Origin of the sequence: Embleya australiensis (assembly GCF_051903075.1) — a bacterium.
Taxonomy (GTDB): domain Bacteria; phylum Actinomycetota; class Actinomycetes; order Streptomycetales; family Streptomycetaceae; genus Embleya.
The window spans coordinates 4,488,139-4,506,742 of sequence record NZ_CP182422.1; the positions used below are offsets into that span (position 1 = coordinate 4,488,139).

21 protein-coding genes and 1 tRNA gene are annotated in these 18,604 nt (G+C 71.6%); 11 read left to right on the forward strand and 11 right to left on the reverse strand.

The annotated features are described in order from the left end of the window. From ACMXN5_RS19465 to ACMXN5_RS19480, 4 genes are all read left to right on the forward strand, one after another. Complete coding sequence (locus ACMXN5_RS19465) at positions 1-1,548, forward strand: NADH-quinone oxidoreductase subunit N (RefSeq protein WP_439676325.1); 1,548 nt, start codon at positions 1-3, stop codon at positions 1,546-1,548. A gap of 172 nt (positions 1,549-1,720) precedes the next feature. Then, the gene (gene htpX, locus ACMXN5_RS19470; RefSeq protein ID WP_380005517.1) at positions 1,721-2,581 is read left to right on the forward strand and encodes a zinc metalloprotease HtpX; all 861 of its coding nucleotides are present in this window, start codon (positions 1,721-1,723) and stop codon (positions 2,579-2,581) included. Positions 2,582-2,675: 94 nt separating this feature from the next. Beyond that, positions 2,676-3,080, forward strand: a complete 405-nt coding sequence (locus ACMXN5_RS19475; RefSeq protein WP_395787223.1) for a YccF domain-containing protein — start codon at positions 2,676-2,678, stop codon at positions 3,078-3,080. 156 nt (positions 3,081-3,236) lie between these two features. Beyond that, positions 3,237-4,202 carry a glycosyltransferase family 2 protein gene (locus tag ACMXN5_RS19480; RefSeq protein ID WP_439676326.1) on the forward strand — a complete coding sequence of 322 codons (966 nt, stop codon included), beginning with the start codon at positions 3,237-3,239 and terminating at the stop codon, positions 4,200-4,202. Positions 4,203-4,379: 177 nt separating this feature from the next. On the opposite strand, the gene ACMXN5_RS19485 is transcribed toward ACMXN5_RS19480, so the two are convergent. Continuing rightward, positions 4,380-4,868, reverse strand: coding sequence for a YajQ family cyclic di-GMP-binding protein (locus ACMXN5_RS19485; protein ID WP_078975776.1), 489 nt, complete (start codon positions 4,866-4,868; stop codon positions 4,380-4,382). Positions 4,869-5,044: 176 nt separating this feature from the next. Here ACMXN5_RS19485 and ACMXN5_RS19490 point away from each other — a divergent pair. After that, positions 5,045-5,127, forward strand: a tRNA-Tyr gene (locus ACMXN5_RS19490). A gap of 65 nt (positions 5,128-5,192) precedes the next feature. On the opposite strand, the gene ACMXN5_RS19495 is transcribed toward ACMXN5_RS19490, so the two are convergent. Both ACMXN5_RS19495 and ACMXN5_RS19500 read right to left on the reverse strand, forming a co-directional pair. Next, positions 5,193-5,813 (reverse strand): hypothetical protein, encoded by a 621-nt coding sequence (locus ACMXN5_RS19495; RefSeq protein WP_439676327.1) that lies wholly within the window; start codon positions 5,811-5,813, stop codon positions 5,193-5,195. Between the two features lie 193 nt (positions 5,814-6,006). Continuing rightward, on the reverse strand, positions 6,007-6,402 hold the full coding sequence (locus ACMXN5_RS19500; RefSeq protein WP_439676328.1) for a hypothetical protein: 396 nt from the start codon (positions 6,400-6,402) through the stop codon (positions 6,007-6,009). 166 nt (positions 6,403-6,568) lie between these two features. Between ACMXN5_RS19500 and ACMXN5_RS19505 the strand changes: the two genes are divergently transcribed. After that, positions 6,569-7,591 (forward strand): NUDIX hydrolase, encoded by a 1,023-nt coding sequence (locus ACMXN5_RS19505; RefSeq protein WP_439676329.1) that lies wholly within the window; start codon positions 6,569-6,571, stop codon positions 7,589-7,591. 49 nt (positions 7,592-7,640) lie between these two features. Here ACMXN5_RS19505 and ACMXN5_RS19510 read toward each other — a convergent pair whose 3' ends face one another. The 5 genes from ACMXN5_RS19510 to ACMXN5_RS19530 form a co-directional block, all read right to left on the reverse strand. Further along, complete coding sequence (locus ACMXN5_RS19510; RefSeq protein ID WP_439676330.1) at positions 7,641-8,084, reverse strand: nuclear transport factor 2 family protein; 444 nt, start codon at positions 8,082-8,084, stop codon at positions 7,641-7,643. 134 nt (positions 8,085-8,218) lie between these two features. After that, positions 8,219-9,856 (reverse strand): beta-N-acetylhexosaminidase, encoded by a 1,638-nt coding sequence (locus ACMXN5_RS19515; RefSeq protein WP_439676331.1) that lies wholly within the window; start codon positions 9,854-9,856, stop codon positions 8,219-8,221. A gap of 74 nt (positions 9,857-9,930) precedes the next feature. Beyond that, a complete protein-coding gene (locus ACMXN5_RS19520) occupies positions 9,931-10,761 on the reverse strand; it encodes a carbohydrate ABC transporter permease (protein ID WP_395788613.1) in 831 nt (276 codons plus the stop codon). Positions 10,762-10,823: 62 nt separating this feature from the next. Then, positions 10,824-11,789 (reverse strand): carbohydrate ABC transporter permease, encoded by a 966-nt coding sequence (locus ACMXN5_RS19525; RefSeq protein WP_439676332.1) that lies wholly within the window; start codon positions 11,787-11,789, stop codon positions 10,824-10,826. A 4-nt stretch (positions 11,790-11,793) separates the two neighbouring features. Next, on the reverse strand, positions 11,794-13,086 hold the full coding sequence (locus ACMXN5_RS19530) for an extracellular solute-binding protein (protein ID WP_439676333.1): 1,293 nt from the start codon (positions 13,084-13,086) through the stop codon (positions 11,794-11,796). Positions 13,087-13,503: 417 nt separating this feature from the next. Between ACMXN5_RS19530 and ACMXN5_RS19535 the strand changes: the two genes are divergently transcribed. From ACMXN5_RS19535 to ACMXN5_RS19555, 5 genes are all read left to right on the forward strand, one after another. Next, positions 13,504-13,632, forward strand: coding sequence for a hypothetical protein (locus tag ACMXN5_RS19535; protein ID WP_395787238.1), 129 nt, complete (start codon positions 13,504-13,506; stop codon positions 13,630-13,632). Positions 13,633-13,642: 10 nt separating this feature from the next. After that, the gene (locus ACMXN5_RS19540) at positions 13,643-14,560 is read left to right on the forward strand and encodes an IclR family transcriptional regulator (protein ID WP_439676334.1); all 918 of its coding nucleotides are present in this window, start codon (positions 13,643-13,645) and stop codon (positions 14,558-14,560) included. Next, on the forward strand, positions 14,557-15,753 hold the full coding sequence (locus ACMXN5_RS19545; protein ID WP_439676335.1) for an alanine racemase: 1,197 nt from the start codon (positions 14,557-14,559) through the stop codon (positions 15,751-15,753). The genes ACMXN5_RS19540 and ACMXN5_RS19545 overlap by 4 nt, the downstream gene beginning before the upstream one ends. 150 nt (positions 15,754-15,903) lie before the next feature. After that, the gene (locus ACMXN5_RS19550) at positions 15,904-16,878 is read left to right on the forward strand and encodes a sugar kinase (RefSeq protein ID WP_439676336.1); all 975 of its coding nucleotides are present in this window, start codon (positions 15,904-15,906) and stop codon (positions 16,876-16,878) included. A gap of 60 nt (positions 16,879-16,938) precedes the next feature. Beyond that, a complete protein-coding gene (locus ACMXN5_RS19555) occupies positions 16,939-17,319 on the forward strand; it encodes a RidA family protein (protein WP_439676337.1) in 381 nt (126 codons plus the stop codon). A gap of 19 nt (positions 17,320-17,338) precedes the next feature. Here the strand turns inward: ACMXN5_RS19555 and ACMXN5_RS19560 are convergent, their stop codons facing one another. The 3 genes from ACMXN5_RS19560 to ACMXN5_RS19570 form a co-directional block, all read right to left on the reverse strand. After that, positions 17,339-17,701: a VOC family protein gene (locus ACMXN5_RS19560; RefSeq protein ID WP_439676338.1), complete on the reverse strand. Its 363-nt coding sequence runs from the start codon at positions 17,699-17,701 to the stop codon at positions 17,339-17,341. A 178-nt stretch (positions 17,702-17,879) separates the two neighbouring features. Then, a complete protein-coding gene (locus tag ACMXN5_RS19565) occupies positions 17,880-18,122 on the reverse strand; it encodes a chaplin (RefSeq protein ID WP_439676339.1) in 243 nt (80 codons plus the stop codon). A gap of 125 nt (positions 18,123-18,247) precedes the next feature. Beyond that, positions 18,248-18,553: a hypothetical protein gene (locus tag ACMXN5_RS19570; protein ID WP_439676340.1), complete on the reverse strand. Its 306-nt coding sequence runs from the start codon at positions 18,551-18,553 to the stop codon at positions 18,248-18,250. Positions 18,554-18,604 lie beyond the last annotated feature (51 nt).

Genomic DNA, 18,604 nt, shown 5'->3' on the forward strand with positions numbered 1-18,604 from the left:
ATGCCGTTCGACGTCCAGTCGATCGACTGGCTCGCGATCTCGCCGGTGGTCGCGGTCGCGGTCGCCGCGCTCGTGGTGCTGCTCGCGGACCTGTTCCTGGAGGGTGCGCGCAAGGCGGTGTTGCCCTGGCTGACGCTGGCCGGGCTCGGTGCCGGCCTGGTGCTTTTGTTGCCGCTGCGGGCGGACGGGAACGACGCGCGCGGGACGTTCTGCTCGCCGTCGGGCTGTTCGTACGTGGTCACCGATCTGACGCTGGTGCTACAGCTGGTCCTGCTCGGCTCGGCGTTCGTGGTGGTGCTGCTGTCGATGCCGATGGTGCGGGCGGACGGCGCCGAGGGGGCGGGCGATTCGTCGGAGGTGCCGGGCGGGGAGTACCACTTTCTGCTGCTGTCCTCGGTGACCGGCGCGGTGGCGCTGGCCGGGGCCCGCGACCTGCTCACCCTGGTGGTCGCGCTGGAGACGTTGTCGCTGCCCGCGTTCGCGCTGGTCGGGCTGCGCCGGGACGGCCGGGGCGGCGAGGCGGCGCTGAAGTTCTTCCTGCTCTCGGCCGGTGCCACCGCGGTGCTGCTGTTCGGGGTGAGCCTGGTGTACGGGAGTACCGGCAGCGTGCATCTGGCCCGGATCGCGGGCGATTTGGACCGGCTCGATCCGAAGCTCACCCACGTGGCCGCGACCGGCGCGGTGCTGACCATGATCGGGTTCGCCTTCAAGGTCGCGGCGGTGCCGTTCCACGCCTGGGCGCCGGACACCTATCGCGGTGCGCCGATCCCGGTCGCCGCGTACCTGTCGGTGGTCTCGAAGACCGCGGGCTTCGCCGGGCTGCTGCTCGTCGCCGGCATCGCGTTCCGCCCGTACGCGCACCTGTGGGGGCCGGCCCTCGCGGTGCTCGCCGCGGTGACGATGACCGCGGGCAACGTGGCCGCGCTGCGGCAGACCGACGCGGTACGGCTGCTCGCGTGGTCCTCGATCGCCCAGTCGGGCTATGTGCTGGTGCCGTTCGGCACGGCCGCCGGGCACGGCGAGGACCTGGCCGACACGCTGCCCGCGGCGGTGGCCTACCTGGCGGTGTACGCGGTGATGAACCTGGGCGCGTTCGCCGTGGTGACGCTGGTCGCGCGCGAGCGGGGCGGGCTGGTCGCCGACCATCGCGGCCTGTTCCGCGCGCATCCGGTCGCGGCGCTCGCGATGGCGTTCTTCCTGCTGTGCCTGGCCGGTATCCCGCCGGGTCTGGCCGGGCTGTTCGCCAAGGTGACGGTGTTCCAGGCGGTGATCGGGGCCGGCACCGGATGGCTGGCCGTGGTGATGGCGGTCAACGTGGTGATCGGCCTGTACTACTACCTGGCGTGGACGGCGCAACTGTTCGCGGTCGAGGCGCCGGGGATGCCGCCGGTCGCGGGTTCGGAGGCGGCCGGGGTGCGTACCGGGACGGCCCCGATGCCGCTTCCGCTGGTCGCCGCGCTCGTGCTCACGGGGGCGCTCGGGGTGCTGCTCTCGGTCGCGCCGCAGCTGGTTCTGCGGGTGCTCACCATGCCGGGGCTGCTCGGCTGACCTGCGGTTCCGTCCCGAGGCGGGGGGTTACGCCCGCCTCGGAAGGGAACTCTGCGTGGCGTTGTCCCGTTGCGAAAGAAGAGACAACGGGCAGAGGGCGACAAGCCGGCGGATACCCCGCACGGGCCCGCATTGTCACCCCTGGACGCTGACGCTTCGAGAGGACTCTGCCGTGCACGGCCAGCACAACGGACTGAAGACCGCCGTACTGCTCGGCGGGATGTCGGCGCTCATCCTGGTCGTCGGCAGCTTCTTCGGCCGCACCGGGTTGATCATCGCCCTGTTCGTGGCGCTCGCGACGAACGGCTACGCCTACTTCAACAGCGACAAGATCGCGCTGCGCTCGATGCGGGCGCGTCCGGTCAGCGAGGCGGAGAACCCCGAGCTGTACCGGATCGTGCGCGAACTCTCCAACGACGCGCGCCAGCCGATGCCGCGCCTGTACATCTCGCCCACCGAGGCGCCGAACGCGTTCGCCACCGGCCGCAACCCGCGCAACGCGGCGGTGTGTTGTACGACCGGCATCCTGCGCATCCTGGACGCGCGGGAGCTGCGCGGGGTGATCGGGCACGAGCTGTCGCACGTGTACAACCGGGACATCCTGATCTCGTCCGTGGCCGGCGCGCTGGCCAGCGTGATCATGTTCCTGGTCAACTTCGCCTGGCTGATCCCGTTCGGCCGCAGCAACGACGACGAGGGCCCCGGCCTGTTCGGCATGCTGGCCATCATGATCCTGGGGCCGCTGGCGGCCAGTGTCATCCAGTTGGCCGTCAGTCGATCGCGTGAATACCAGGCGGATGCCTCCGGGGCCAGGCTCACCGGCGACCCGCTGGCGCTGGCGAGCGCGCTGCGCAAGCTGGACGCGGGCACCCAGGCGCTGCCGCTGCCGCCGGAGCCGAAGTTGCAGACCACCAGCTCGCTGATGATCGCCAACCCGTTCCGGCGGGGCGCGGGCGGGATGAGCAAGCTGTTCTCGACCCACCCGCCGATGGCGGACCGGATCGCGCGGCTGGAGCAGATGGCGGGGCGGTAAGGGTTCCCGCGAGTGGTGCGCGGCCTCGTGATTTCGCCGCGGTCAGTCCTATGGGTGACGGCATGTCGGCCTGGGCCGGGGTAGAACAACCCTCGTGAAAACTGTCCTGAACGTCATCTGGCTCGTCTTCGCCGGCTTCTGGCTCGCGATCGGCTACGCGGTCGCCGGCATCGTCTGCTTCCTGCTCTTCTTCCTCGTGGTGACCATTCCGCTGGGCATCGCGGCCTGGCGGATCGCGGCCTACGCGTTGTGGCCGTTCGGGCGGCGGGTGGAGTGGCGTCCGGACGCCGGGGCCGGGTCGATGCTCGGCAACATCCTGTGGATCGTGCTGTTCGGCTGGTGGCTGGCGCTCGGGCACCTGGTCACCGGCGTGCTCCTGTGCATCACGATCATCGGCATCCCGTTGGGCCTGGCCAACTTCAAGCTGATCCCGGTCTCGCTCACCCCGCTGGGCCGCGAGATCGTCTCGACGAGCGACCCGATGCACGTCGGCGTCTGAGCCCGGACAGGCCAATCGGGAGGTCTCGTACGAGGGAGACGAGCACCCGATCGCTGTAGTCGCGCACCCGGTGTGTCGATATGGGTCGAGACACCGGTGTGGCGAAATCCACCGGTAAGCCCTGTTGATCCCATCTCGGGAAGCGCGGAGGTTGCCGTGGCGGCGACGGTCAGTGTCATCGTTCCCACCCGGGATCGCACGGCCCAACTGGCCGACGCCCTGCGCAGCGTGGCCCTCCAGGGCATCCGCGGCATCGAGGTGGTGGTGATCAACGACGGCGGCGCGGACGTGGCGGGGGTGCTGCCGCTCGGGGTGCGCGGGATGACCGTGCGGCTGTTGTCGTTCCCGCGCTCGCGGGGGCCGGCCGCGGCGCGCAACGCGGGCCTGGAGATCGCCACCGGCCGCTTCGTCGCCTTCCTCGACGACGACGACCTGTACCTGCCGGGCCACCTCGACCGGGCCCTGGCCGCGCTGGAGCACTCCGGGACGGACGCCGTGTACGCGGACTGCGTGCTGAGCGGGGAGCGGGCGGTGCCGGGCGAGATCCCGGCGGGCAGCCCGTACCGCTACGACTTCCCGTACGACCCGGACATGCTCTCGGTGGCCAACTTCGTCCCGACCACGGCCGTGGTCGCCCGCAACCCCGCGCACACCGCGCCCGCGTCGTGGTTCCGCTTCGACCCGGAGTTGCCGATCCTGGTCGACTGGTCGTTGTGGCTGCGCCTGGTGCACGACCGGGGCTGGTCGTTCACCCGGTTGTCCGAGCCGGGGGTGGTCTACCACCGGGAACCGGCCGACGCGAGCCTGGCGGGCGGCATGGCGGCCCGGGTCGCGTGGCTGAGCCAGTACGAGGACACCTACCGCACGGTGATCGCCCGCTGGCCGGTACCGCCGACGGGCCGCGTCGCGAGGTTCCGCCGCCACGCGCTGACGATGTTCGCGATCGCCCAGGAACACCTGGCCACGGGCGCGGACCTGGCCCCGTTCGCGTACGAGGAGGCCCTCAGAGTCCTCCACGCGGGCTTCACGGGCCGCCTCGAAGAAGACCGGGTCCCTACCCACCTGACCGAGGTCCTGACCACCCGAACCGCAACGGACCCGAGGGCGGCGGCCCCCCGGTAGCGCGGCGCCCGCCCCCGTCTGCGACACGCACGAAGGGCACGGCGAGAACCGCGGGCGGGCCGCCGGCAGGCGACCCCTCCCCGAATCCTCGTCGTGCCCTTCGCGCGTGTCAGGGGCGGACCACCCGAACCACCGCGCCCACCTCGCCACCACGCCGCCGCGCGGCGACGACCGCGACTAGCGGTAGTTCACGAACTGGAGCGCGAACTCCAGGTCCTTGCCCTTGAGCAGCGCGATGACCTCCTGGAGGTCGTCCCGGTTCTTCGACGACACACGCAGCTCGTCGCCCTGGATCTGCGCCTTGACGCCCTTGGGGCCCTCGTCGCGGATGATCTTGGAGACCTTCTTCGCGTTCTCCTGGGAGATGCCCTCCTGGATCGACGCGAAGATCTTGTACTCCTTGCCGGACGCCTTCGGCTCACCGGCGTCGAGCGACTTGAGCGAGATGCTGCGCTTGATCAGCTTGCCCTGGAACACGTCGAGGATCGCGTTCACGCGCTCCTCGGAGTTGGCGCGCATCTCGATCTGCTCGCCGGTCCAGCCGATGTGCGCGCCGACGTTCTTGAAGTCGAACCGCTGCGCGATCTCCTTCGAGGTCTGGTTCAGCGCGTTGTCGACCTCCTGACGGTCGACCTTGGACACGATGTCGAAAGAGGAGTCAGCCAAGGCTCGGAATCGCTTTCTGTGGGATCTGACAGGGAGGGAAGGCAACCCCTCCAGCCTAGAGCGTCCCCCACAACCCCGACCCCGACCGCACCCGCCTCCACCCGAACCGATACCGAGTGGCGAAGCACCCGGGGTGGTCCGCTATTGTTGTCCCCGTCGCGCCGAAAGACGCACAAGGCGGGTTGCCCGAGTGGCCAAAGGGAGCAGACTGTAAATCTGCCGGTGTACGCCTACGTTGGTTCGAACCCAACACCCGCCACACCTTGATGAGGGCCCCTGATCTGCGGAAACGCAGTCAGGGGCCGTTGTCGTTCCTGGCGGAGGTCAGGTGGGGCGGTCGAGGGCGATCAGGGTGTATTCCTCGATGCTCAGCAGGGTGGCTTGTGCCTTGGTGAGGGTTTCGCCTCTGGTGGCGGCCTGGGGTTGGCGGGAGGCGGTCAGGGCGGCCTTGTCGCGGAAGAGGGTGCCGACCAGGGCTCGGCCCGCGGGTGCGTTCAGGAAGAGTGTCGCGCCGACCAGGCCGTCGATGGCCTCCAGCTTCGGGCGGCCGACGTTGACGAATGTGTCCACGAACAGCGACGCGTTGGACGGGGCGAACCCCAGGCGTCCCATGCGCAGGGTGGCGCCCGGCGCGAGTTGTGGCGCCGGGGTGTACGACACCGTCGTCCACGCCTCGGTGGTCACCGTGGAGGCGAACGGCTTCAGCAGCTCCCTGCGGCGGTCGCCGAGGTTGCCGTCGCTTTGCGTCATGGCGTTCTCGCTGTCCCACCACGAGCCCATGAGGATCTTGCCGAGCTCGCGGTCGGCGAACAGCCCGAAGCGGTGGTAGCCGGACTGGCCGCGGAGCAGACCGGGGGCTTCGCGGCTGATCCCGTCGAGGGCGGCGTCGATTCGGGCCGGGTCGCCGGTCGCGTAGGTGGTTCGGACGTACACGGGCTCCTGCATGGTTCATGCCTCTCGAAAGCCGGCGCGACGGCGTGCCGTCGGGTGCCTCTCCATGCGAAGCCCAACCATGATCACCGGCAACGTGGGCGGGCCATTCGGGCCAACTCCGAGGCCGGGGCCCGTGGCAGGCGATGAACAGCCCCCGGAGCGGGGGCGGGCTCGGGGGCTGTTCCGTCGAAGTGCTTGGGCGGGGTCAGAATTGGGTGGGGAGTTCGCGCAGGGGGGTGGTTACCCCCTCCACCGCGTCGGCGGCGTTCGTGGTCATCTCGTGGTGGGTGCCCTGGGTGATGGAGCGGTCGGCGGCGGCCATCGGGGCGTTGAGGCCGCGGTCGGTGGCGGGGGCGGCGCCGACGACGCCGGGGGCCAGGGTGTCCTTGAGCGGGGCCACGACCGTGTCGGAGGCGGGTTCTTCGAGGACGTTGGGGACCGTCGGCATGCCGTAGTGCTCCGGGTCCGGCTGGGTGATGCCGGCCAGGCCGGGCGGGGCCGGGGTGACCGCCTGGGCGGCGCCGGCGGAGAACAGCGGGATGACGCCGACGGCGGTGAGCAGGGCCGCCTGGGCGAGCCGACGCGGACGGATGTGCGACATCGTGCTCCTCTGGGTGTGCGGGGTCGGACTTGACACCTCCTATATCTGTCGTGGGGCCCGAAAGGTTGCGATGCATGCACCCGCCTGCCCGGTACGGGCGACCCGTCCGCGAGGATGGGCGGCGAGCGGGTCGCCCGGGACGACGACGGATGTGACGGGGGAGCGGATGAGCGTGGATGGCATCGACGAGCCGGTATCCCGGGAGATGATCGACTACTGCGCCGGCCTGCCGGGCGTGGTCGTGGGCGCCTCGATGGTGCTGCGCGATCGGCGCGGTCGGCTCGTGGTGGTCGACCCCGGGTACAAGCCCGGCCTCGACCTGCCCGGCGGGACGGCCGAGGCCGGGGAGTCCCCGCACGAGGCGGCCGGGCGCGAGGTGCGGGAGGAATTGGGCCTCGACCTCGCGGTCGGGCGGTTGCTCGCGGTGTGCACCACGTCCGCCGCGACGTTCGGGCGGGTCGTGCTCGACTTCGTCTTCGCCGGGCCGACGCTCACCGACGAGCAGGTCGCCGTACTCGCCCCGGCCGACGCCGAGTTGGACGCGGTGTACGTGCTCACGCCCGACGAGGCGCTGCCGCGTTTTCCGGGACGCACCCGGCGTCGGGTCTCGGTCGCGTTGGAGGCGGAGGCGTCGGGGGCCTGTCTGTACGTGGTCGACGGGCGCGAGTATCGGCCGCCGAAGGAGCGGGTCTGGCACGAGGACGAGCCGATCCCGGCCGGTACGCCCGTGGGCCGGGCGGCGGGGTGGCTGTTCGATCCGGACGGTCGGGTGCTCCTTGTGGGCGACCCCGACGGCGGGTACGCGCTGCCCGGCGGCGGCGCCGAGCCGGAGGACGTGGACGCGCTCGCGACCCTGGCGCGCGAGGTGGCCGAGGAGGCCAACGCGGTGCTGGGCGAAATCACCCATGTGGGCTACCTGTCCGACCCGGACGGCGGCGATGTGCGCTCCCGCAGCGCCGCCCGGCTCGCCGCACTCGGCCCGCTCGCCCCCGACCCGGCCACGGGCTGGTCGTGGAGCCGGGTCCTGGTCACCCCGCGCCGCGCCGCCGCGCTCCTCGGCGGCGGCTACGACACCCGACTGCCGCAGGCCCTCGCCGCCCAGCGCATCGCCCACGAGCGCCTGGGCGTCCCGATCCTGGACGACGACAGCCGCGTCGACGTCCCCCCGGAGGGCGTCACCTTCGCCTGACCGCCGGGCTGCCCGACCGCCCGGCTGCCCGGCTGCCCGGCCACCCTCCCTACAGCGCGTGGTTCAGGTGCCGGCTCAGGTCGCCCACGTAGTCCGTGATCATGTGGCGGCGCGTGAAGCGCCACGCCCCGTCGAGGCGGGCGAAGGTGTCGTGGTAGCGGCCGGTGAAGACGGGCTGGAGAGGGAAGTCGGGCAGCGCCTGGAACACCGTGACGTAGCTGCGGCACGTGCCCGTCCCCGCGTCGTCGTCGGCATCCACGATCAGGTTCGTGGTCACGTGCCGCGTGTGGGGTGTGCCGTTGTCCGGATACCGGCGCGTCCACGCCTCGTACATCTCCCGCGCCCCGGCCGCGCCCCGCACCTCCAGGTCCTGGCCCTCCGAGGTGATCACGGCGTGCGCGAACAGCTCGCCCACGCCGGCGAAATCGCCCGCGTCGATGCGCTCGGCGTACAGCCCGACCAGGTTCGGGATCGCGTGGTATCCGGAAGGCATGACGGCACCGACCAACCTCTCGTGGGGGAGGGGCGAGGAGGCCGAGGCCGCCCGGACCCCATCCGGGCGACCATAACTGACGCAGCGTCAGATGTCAGTGTCCCCCGCGAAGCGGGGCCGCACCCCACCCCGCCTCACCCCACCGCCCCACCCCTGATGTTCTCCGTCAGCTCCAACAACTCCGCCTCCCGCTCCGCCCGCGACTTCGGGAACCCCGGCGCGTCCGGCCGGGTCTGCCACGGGTGCGGCCCGTCGAGCGGGCGGTACTCCACGCCCAACGCGTCCAGCCGCGCCAGGTGCGCCGACGTCAACCGCTCGGTGAATTCCGCGAAGTCGCCCGGCCCCGACCACACCGCCTCGGCGAACGCGCACATCCTCGGGAAGGCCATGTAGTCGATCCGCCGCACCGAATCCATGTGCTCGGTCCAGATCTGCGCCTGCCCGCCCAGGATCCGCGCGCCCTCCTCGGCGGTGAGCACCGACGGCACCGGCCGGAACGCGTACACGTCCGCCAACGTCAACAACGGCCCCACCGGAATCGGCTCGTCCGCCGCCTCGCCCTGGCGGTAGTCGAAGTACACCGACATGTCCGGGCACGCCACCACGTCGAACCCGGCCCGCGCCGCCACGATCGTCCCGTGCTCGGCGCGCCAGCCCCCGATCAGCGCGTCCGACGGCACCGCGTCGCCACCCGCCAGCACCTCGTCCCAGCCGAACACCACCCGCCCGTGCGCGGCCAACATCTTCGCCAACTCGGCCACGAACCAGCCGCCCAGCGAGCCGGGGTCGGGGTGCCCCATCCGCTCCCACGGCCCGGTCGGCACCTCGTCGCCGCCGACGCACACATACCGCGAGGGGAAGATCGCGCACACCTCGGCCAACACGTCGCGGCAAAAGCCCAGCGCCTCCTCGGTCGGCGCCAGCACCCCGTCGGACAGCCCGCCCCAGCGGGTACGCACCCCGTCCACCGGCACCGCGCCCAGCGACGGATACGCCGCCACCGCCGCCTGGACATGCGCCGGCAGGTCGATCTCGGGCACCACGGTGATGTGCCGATCGGCCGCGTACGCGACGATCTCGCGCAGATCGTCGCCCGTGTAGAAGCCGCCGTGCGGCTTCTCGTCGAAGCGCTCGTGCTGCCGCGCCCCGCGCAAGCTCGCGGTGCGCCACGCACCCACCGAGGTCAACCGGGGCCACCCCGGCACCTCGATCCGCCAGCCCTGGTCGTCGGTCAGATGCAGGTGCAGCACGTTCAGCCGATGCGCGGCCAGCAGATCGACGAAGCGCAGCACGTCCTGCTTGGGCACGAAGTGCCGGGCCACGTCCAGCATCACCCCGCGCCACCCGAACGCCGGCGCGTCCTCGATCAGGCACGCCGGCATCGACCACGCGCCGTCCCGCACCCGTCCGCGCCGGAACACGTCCGCCGGCAACAACTGCCGCAGCGTCTGCAGGCCCGCGAACACCCCTGCCGGCGCACCACCGCACAGGTCCACCCCGGCGGCGGTGACCTCCAGCCGGTATCCCTCCGCCGGCAGCGCCTCCGGGTCGAGCCGCAACTCGATCCCCGGCCCCGGCGGCAGCAGGCACCCGGTCGCCGGGCCGAGCGCGCCGCGCAACCACGCCGCCTCGCCCGCCAGTTCCGACGGATGGCTCAACCCGGTCGCGGGCGTCAGTACGAACCCGCCCACACCGGGCGTCATCCGCGCCGGTCGGGGAACCACGGACGGCCCGGATGCCACCGGTGCCACGGACGAGGAAGACGAAGACACGGAATCAGCCCTTCACCAACGAGGAGGTCACCACGGATACCAACGACGACCGAACGCCGACACACCCCGAACCGTCAGTCCTTCACCGCCCCGCCCAACCCCGATACCAGATGCCGTTGCACCAGCACGAAGAAGATCAACACCGGAATGGTCATCAGCGTCGAAGCCGCCATGATCCCGCCCCAGTCGTTCTCGTCGGGCTTGAAGAACACCATCAGCGCCGCCGGCAAGGTCTGGTGATCGGTGTCCAGGATGAACGTCTTCGCGAACACGAAGTCGTTCCACGCGGTGATGAACGAGAACACCGACGTCGCCGCGAGCCCGGGCGCCACCAGCGGGAACAGGATCCGCCACAGGATGGTGAACCGGTTCGCCCCGTCGATCCGCGCCGCCTCCTCCAGCGACTCCGGGATCGCCTTGACGAAGCCGCGCAACATCCAGATGGCGAACGGCAGCGAGAAGGCCAGGTTCACCAGCATCAGCGAGCCGAGCGTGCTCAGCCCGAACTGCGGCGCCACCGAGCCGATGTCGCGGACCAGGAAGAACAGCGGGATGGTCAGCGCCTCGACCGGCACCATCTGGGCGACCAGGAACATCACCAGGATCGTGGTGCGGAACTTGAAGTTGAACCGGGTCAGCGCCACCGCCGCCAGGAACGCCACGAGCCCGGACAGCACCACCACCACGCTCGCCACGATCAGGCTGTTCAGGAAGTAGCCGCCGAAGCCGCTGACCCCGAACGCGTCCCGGAAGTTGGACAACGTCGGATGCCACGTCCACGGACGCGGGTCGACCGAGTTGATCTCACCGTCCGGCTTGAACGCGGAGAGCACCATCCAGTACAGCGGGAAGACGGTGAGCAGCGCGATCACGATCGCCGTGGTGTTGGCGATCCGCCGGGACACCGTGCGATTGCCCTTCGAGCGACGGGGGCCGGCCGGCCGGACGGCGCCGGCGGAGGTACGGTTCACAGCTCCTCCCCGGAGCGACGCAGCGCGCGGATGTAGAAAATGGTGACCGTGAGCAGGATCAGCGTCATCAGCACGCCGATCGCCGCGCCCAGGCTGTAGTCCGAGGACGCGAAGGCCTTCTGGTACGCGTACACGTTGAGCACCAGGTTCTGGCCGGCGATGCCGCCACCGCCGGTCATCACGTAGATCTGGGTGAAGACCTTGAAGTCCCAGATGATCGACTGGATCACCACGATGGTCAGGATCGGCCGCAACATCGGCAGCATCACGTGTCGAAAAACGGTCCAGGTGGACGCGCCGTCCAGGCGGGCCGCCTCCAGCACCGAGACCGGGATCGACTCGATGCCCGCGTACAGCGAGATCATCACGAACGGGAACGAGTGCCACACCACCACGACGCCGACCAGCGCGAACGCGGACCACTTGTCGTAGAACCAGTTGTGGCCCTGCATCCCCAGGACCTCGTTGACCAGGCCCAGGTTGGTGTCGAACAGGAACATCCACACCGTCGAGCCGGTCATCGCCGGCGCCGCCCAGGCGCCGAGCGCGGCGAACAGCAGCAACAGCCGGGGCCACTTGCCGACCCGGGTGAGCAGCACCGCCAGCGCCGCACCCACCGCCAGGGTCGCCACCACGCACGCCGCGGCGAACACCACGGTCTGGAACAGCACGTCCCAGAACTGGTTGTCGCCCAGCAGAGTCGAGTAGTTGTCGAACCCGACGAACTCCGCGACCTCGCCCGCCGATGCCTGCGGCTGACCGAACTTCAGGAAGGAGAGCAGGCCGAGCTGATAGAGCGGGTAGCCGAACAGCGGGATCAGGATGACCGCCGACGGCAGCAGCAGCCAGAACGGCGTCCACGAGCGGCGCCGTCCGGTCTTGGTCTTGCCCGCGCCGCCGCGCGGGCGGACCGAGGCCGGGGCCGGCCGGTCCGCCCGCGCGGGCGTGGTGGTCGTGGTCACCGGCTTACTTCCCGGCGAACGCGTTGTCGATGACGGTCTTGGCCTCGCCGGTGGCGCCGGAGACGTCCGACTTGCCGGTGATCACCTTCTGGAACATGGTCGGCACCACGGACTGCGAGTCGATCTTGGCCCACGCGGCGTCCTTGGGCACGAACTTGGTGCCCGCGTTCAGGGTGTCGATGAACGGCTTGAGCCACGGGTCCTTGGCAACCACGTCGCCGCGCGCCGAGGCGAGCGTGGGCAGGTTGCCCATCGCGTCGAACATCTGGAGCTGGTACTTCTTGCCGCCCAGGATCTTCATGAAGTCGACCGCGAGTGAGCGGTGCTGCGAGGACTTCATCACGCCGAGGTCGTTGCCGCCGGAGAAGGCCGGCGCGATCGAGCCCGGGGCGGTGCCCGGCAGCGGCACGACCGCGTACTTGCCCTTGGCGGTGCCCGCCTCGACCGCGCTGCGCGAGGAGTTGGGCAGGATCGCCATGCCGGCGGTACCGGCCGCGAACGCCTCGACCGTCTTGCCGCCGGTCAGGTCGGCGCACTGCTGAGGCGGACAGATGTCCTTGGCGAACAGGTCGGTGTAGGCCTTGACGCCCGCCTGCGACTGCGGCGAGTCGATCGCGGCCGCGTACTTGCCGCCCTGCTGGGTGGCGATCTCGCCGCCGTTGGCCCACAGGAAGGGCAGGCCGCCGAAGGTGTACTTGCCGCCGACCGCGATGCCGAGCATGTCCGGCTTGGCCTGGCGCACCTTCTTCGCCGCGTCGACCAGCTCGGCGTACGAGGTGGGGGGCTTCAGGCCCAGCTCGGTGAACACGTCGGTGCGGTAGTACAGCGAGCGCAGGCCCAGCCACCACGGCAGGCCGTAGATCTTGCCGTCGACCAGCGTGGTGTCCTTGAGGTCCTTGGGCAGGTCGCTCGCCTCCGACCAGTTGCTCAGGTCGCCGGAGATGTCCGCGAGGCCGCCGGCCTGGACGTAGCCGAACAGGTCGGTGTTGCCGAACTCGACCACGTCCGGCGCGCTGTTCGGGTCGTTGAACGCGCCCTTCATCTTCTCCGCGCGCGGGCCCGCGTCGGTGGGGATGTAGCCCACCTCGACGTTCACCTTGGGGTGCGCCGCCTTGAAGTCGGCGACGGCCGCGCCCACGACCTTCTCCTTGGGCGCCCGGTTGGCCTCGTCGTACAGCCACACCTTGAGCGTGCCGGTCTGTTCGTCGGCGGACTTCGTCTTGGACGCCGTGCCGGGCGCGCACGCCGCCAGCGCGATGCCGGCCACTGCGACGGCGGCCAAACTCCGGATCTTCACGACAATTCCTCCTGCGGCGAGGCAGGCCGAGGCGATCGCGGGGGGTGCCGCGACCCGAGGGTCGGCCTGTACGTCTGGACGTCGCGTCAATCGACACGAACGGGGCCGCAAGGGGGAAACAATCCGGTGCGGCGTGAGCGGGACGTTAGAAAGCGGCGCGTCGATCCGACAAGGCGTCCCGCCGAACGTTGTGCACTGCAAAACTGTGTGCTGCGAAAGTGGTATCGGACGCTTACGGACACGTAACGTCCGTGCTCGGTCGACCCGTCGGTCATCCACCGGACACCGTGTGTTCCGAACCGCAGGCACGCGGACACACGGGGTCACGCGAGGTATGCGGACGAGGCAGGAAGACGCGGGACGCGACGCCGCACGGCGCGCGGCGAGGAAACGCGTGGAAGGGCAGGGAGGGCTCGCATGTACGACGTACCGCCGCGCGGCGGACAGGTGCCCGGTGGCGGCGATGTGCCGGTGGCGGGTGTCCCCGTACTCTCGTTCGAAGCCCTGACGGGCAACCCGCCCGGGCACCCGGTCAGGCCGTCCTGAGGACATGCGAGTGAGCACTCCCGAGCACGGCCCCGAACCGGTCGACGGCAGCGCGTCGACCCGCGTCGACCAGCCGATCCGCCCGGTCGAATCGACCCACGCGGTCGCGCCGACGCGCCCCGACGAGCAGGACGACGTCCGCGCCGGCCGCGCCCCGGCCCCGCCGCGCAACCAGTCCGCGTCCCTGCGCCGCGCCCTCGCCGTCCTGGAGCAGGTCCGTGACCACGCCGCCGCCGAGGGCCTGAGCCTGACCGAGCTGGCCGACACCCTCGGCCTGTCCAAGAGCACCGTGTTGCGCCTGGCCCAGCCGCTCCTGGACACCGGCCTGCTCTCCCGCGACCGCCGGCACGGCCACTTCCGGCTCGGCCCCGGCGCGCTCGCCCTCGGCCAGGCGTACCTGGCCGGCATCGACCTGCGCACCGCCGCCGCCGAGGAGGCGCACCGCCTGATGCGCGAGGCCGGCGGCACGGTGCACCTGTGCGTGCCGGACGCGCCGCACATCGTCTACATCGACAAGGTCGAGAACGAGACCGCGGTACGGATGGCCTCGCGGATCGGCAGCCGCGCGCCGATGTACTGCACCGCGGTCGGCAAGGCGATGCTCGCCTGGTTGCCCGAGGACGTGTTCGCCCAGGTCGTCGAAGCGGGCCTGCCCACGGTCACCACCCGCACCCTGACCGACCCCGGCCTGCTGCGCACCGAACTGGCCCGGATCCGCAACCGCGGCTACTCGGTGGACGATCGCGAGAACGAGCCCGAGGTGCGCTGCGTGGCGGCGCCTATCTTCGATCACAACGACGTCGTGGTCGGGGCCCTGTCGGTCTCCGGTCTCACGTCGCGCGTCACCGCCGCCCGGGTCCGCGAACTGGGACCCGCGGTCGCGGGGGCGGCACTTCGTGTATCGCGCACCCTGGGAGCGACCCGATGACCCTCGACTCGTACACCAAGGGCACCTGGCTGCCCTACGAGGAACTCACCGACGACGAGTTCGGCGCCGCCGGACACAGCCTCTTCGACGGGCCGCTCACGTGGCCGGTGATGGTCGCGCGCAAATCCGCGCTGCTCGCGAACGTGGCCACGATGGCCGCGTACACCGAGCGGCACGGCGTGTTGTTCGCCCCGCACGGCAAGACCACGATGTCGCCCGAGCTGTTCGCCGAGCAACTGGACGCGGGCGCCTGGGGGATCAGCGTGGCCACCGCGAATCAGGCGCTCGCCGCGCACCGGTTCGGCGTACCGCGGATCCTGATCGCCAACGAGGTCCTGGACGAGAAGGTGCTGCGCTGGGCCGCCACCCGGCCGGACCTGCTGTTCTACGTCGACTCCCGGGCGGGCGTCGAGGTCGCGGCGGCGGCGCTCGCGGCGGTGCCCGGGGGGAAGTTGTCGGTGCTGGTCGAACTGGGCCGCGCCGGCGAGCGCACCGGGTGCCGCGGTGTCGCCGAGGCGGCCGAGCTGGCCCGGGTCGCGGCGGCGGTGCCGGGGCTGACCGTGGCGGGCGTGGCCGGCTACGAGGGCGGCCTGCCCGACGCCGCGGCGGTGTCCGCGTGGATGGGCGAACTCGCGTCCCTGGCCGACGAGATCGCCGACCTGGTGCCCGGTTCGCCGATCGTCTCGGCTGGCGGCAGCTCCTGGTTCGACGCGGTCGTGGACACGCTCGCACCGGACGGCAAGCCGCTCCCCGACCGGACGATCATCCTGCGCAGCGGCGCCTACGTCTCACACGACGACGGCTTCTACGCGGTGCGCACCCCGTTCGTCCGGCATCCCGAGGAGGGCTCGCTCGCGAGCGCCCTGGAGGTCTGGGCGCAGGTGCTCTCCGTGCCCGAGCCGGGCCTGGCCCTGCTCGGCGCGGGCCGCCGCGACGTGCCCTTCGACCAGAACCTGCCGGTGCCGCTGCGCATCCGTGCGCTGGACGGGACGCTGCGCGAGCCGGGCGCCGCGCGGGTGACCAGGCTCGACGACCAGCACGCCTACCTCGACCTCGGCGACACCGAGGTGGCCCCGGGCGAGCTGGTCTGCCTGGGCATCTCGCACCCCTGTACGGCCTTCGACAAGTGGCGCGTGGTGCCGGTGGTGGACGACGACCACCGCATCGTGGACGTACTGAACACGCACTTCTGACCGGGGAAGCCGCGCCGGTCCCGGCCCAACCCGGGCCCGGCGCACCGGCACAGCCCGCCCGGACCACCGGCCCCACCCGAACCACCGGACCCACCCGAATTGATCCCGCATCCGATGCCGTCGACGACGCGACGCCCGCGAGAGGACATCATGACCGCCGAACCCCGGGAAACCCCGGACGTGGTCACGCTCGGCGAGACCATGGTGCTGCTCCGCGCGCCGCACATCGGCCCGCTGCGGCACGCCCGCACGCTTGACGTCGCCACCGGCGGCGCCGAGAGCAACCTGGCGATCGGGATCACCCGGCTCGGCGGGCGGGCCGCGTGGATCGGCCGGGTCGGCGACGACGAGTTCGGCCGGCTGGTGCTGACCGTGCTCGGCGGCGAGGGACTGGACACGCGCGCCGCGGTGGTCGACCCGGAGGCGCCCACCGGGCTGATGGTCAAGGCCCGACGCACCAGCGCGGCCACCGACGTGCGCTACTACCGCGCGGGCAGCGCCGGTTCGCGGCTGTGCCCGGACGACGTGGACCCCGCCCTGGTGCGCTCCGCCCGGATCCTGCACGTCACCGGCATCACCCCCGCGCTGTCCCCGACCGCGCGCGCCGCGGTGCGCGCGGCCGTCGCCGAGGCGAACGCGGCCGGCGTCCCGGTCTCGCTCGACCTGAACTACCGGCGGGCGTTGTGGTCGGCCGAGGACGCCGCCGGCGAACTGCGCGCCCTGGCCGGCCACGCCGACATCCTGTTCGCCACCGAGGACGAGGCCCGCCTGGTGCTCAAGGCACCGGACCACACCCCGTTCGTGGACCTGGCCCGCGAGTTGACCGCGCTCGGCCCCGCCCAGGTACTGCTCAAGCGCGGCGCGCTGGGCGCGGTCGCGATCGTCGACGGCCGGCCGCACGACGTGCCGCCGCACCGGGTGCACGCGGTCGACCCGGTCGGCGCGGGCGACGCGTTCGCCGCCGGCTACCTGGCCGAACTGGTCGGCGGCGGCCCGGTCGCGACCCGACTGGCAACCGCCGCCGCGGCCGGCGCGTTCGCGGTGACCGTGCCCGGCGACTGGGAGGGCCTGCCCCGCCGGGACGAGTTGCGGCTGCTCGCCCAGGACGACGCGGTCACCCGCTGAATCCCGGCCACACGTAGCATTCCCACGCATCCGCACACGCGATCGGGAAGGCGAACCATCATGGCCCACAAGGAAATCCGCACCGACGCCGCGCCGAAGCCCGGCGGCACCTACTCGCAGGGCATCGACACCGGCGACTTCGTCTACACCGCGGGCATGGGCCCGATCGACCCGGCCACCGGCGCGACCGTCGGCGACGACGTGGCGACCCAGACCCGCCGGGTGCTGGACAACCTCAAGGCCGTACTGGCCGAGGCCGGGCTCGACTTCAGCCATGTGGTGAAGGTGACCACGCACTTGGAGCATCTCAAGCGTGACTTCGCCGGCTACGACGAGGTGTACCGCGAGTACTTCACCGCGCCGTACCCGGTGCGCACCACCGTCGGCTCGGACCTGATGAACATCCTGGTCGAGATCGACGTGGTGGCCCGCCGCCCGTGACCCGAGACGGTGCGGGCGGTCACAGCGGCTGGAGGAATTCGAGCCGGTTGCCCACCGCGTCGTGCGCGTAGCACCGGCGGTGGCCGGGGAACTCGCCGTCGGGCGTGACCTCGGTGCCGTGCGCCGCGAGCCGGGCCGTCACCTCGTCCAGGTCGTCGACCAGGATGCCGGGATGGGCCTTGCGCGCGGGCCGGAAGTCGGCCTCGACGCCGAGGTGTATCTCCAGCGTGCCGGCGCGCACCCACAGTCCGCCGCGTGCCGCGAGCACCGGCGGCTTGGCCACCTCGGTCATGCCGAGCACGCCGAGATAGAAGGCACGACACGCGTCCTCGCTGCCGGCGGGGATCGCGAGCTGTACGTGGTGCAGGGCGAAGGATGTCATGCGCGCATTCCTACCCTCCCGGCACTGCGGAGCGGAACCACGCCCCCGCGCGAGCACACCCACCGTCCGGGTCCCTCGGCGGGCGCCGCGGCCCACGGTCCCCCCGATCGCGGGCACACAAGGCAACGGCCCCGCCCGGCGCGCGAAAACACGCGCCGGGCGGGGCCGAGGCGTCGGTTCAGCCGCCGTTGACGCAGACGTTGCCGAACGTCGGGTTGAGCGCCGCGATGATGTTGATGGTGTTGCCGCACACGTTGACCGGGATGTGCACCGGGATCTGGATGTTGTTGCCGGACAGCACGCCGGGCGAGCCGACCGCCGCGCCGTCGGCCTCGGCGCTGGCCATGGCGGGGCCGGCGGCACCGGCGAGAGCGGCGCCCACGGTGGCGGTCAGGACAGCGGCCTTGGCGATACGCGACATGTTGAGTCGGTCCTTTCGGTGCGTACAGGTCCCACCCTCGGCGGGTGGATCCTGAACAACGCGCCAAGGCGCCGGGGGATACGGCGACACGTCCGAACGGGCGGAGCCGCCCCGCCGGACAGGGCCTAGCGGGCGGCGACCCGCAGTCGACCGGCCAGTTCGTGGGCCACCTGTGCCAACTCCGCCGGCGCGCTCGCGGCCAACGCGCACAACACGTCCGCCGACGCCTCGGCGACCGCGCGCGGCACCGGCACAGGCGCGAGGCCGTCCAGCATCGAGCGGGTCCTGGCCGCGATCGGTGGCGACCCGGCCGGGGGTCCGGCGGCCTCGGCGGGGCCGGTCGCGGGTCGCCCCGCGTCGTCCGGAATCCCCTCCGGGCCGGGGCCGGGAATCAGGCTGCGCAGTCCACGAGGCACGGCGGGCACGGTCATTCCCCGCAAGTTAGCCGACCCGCTCCCGCGAATTTCCCTACGGGGCGTACT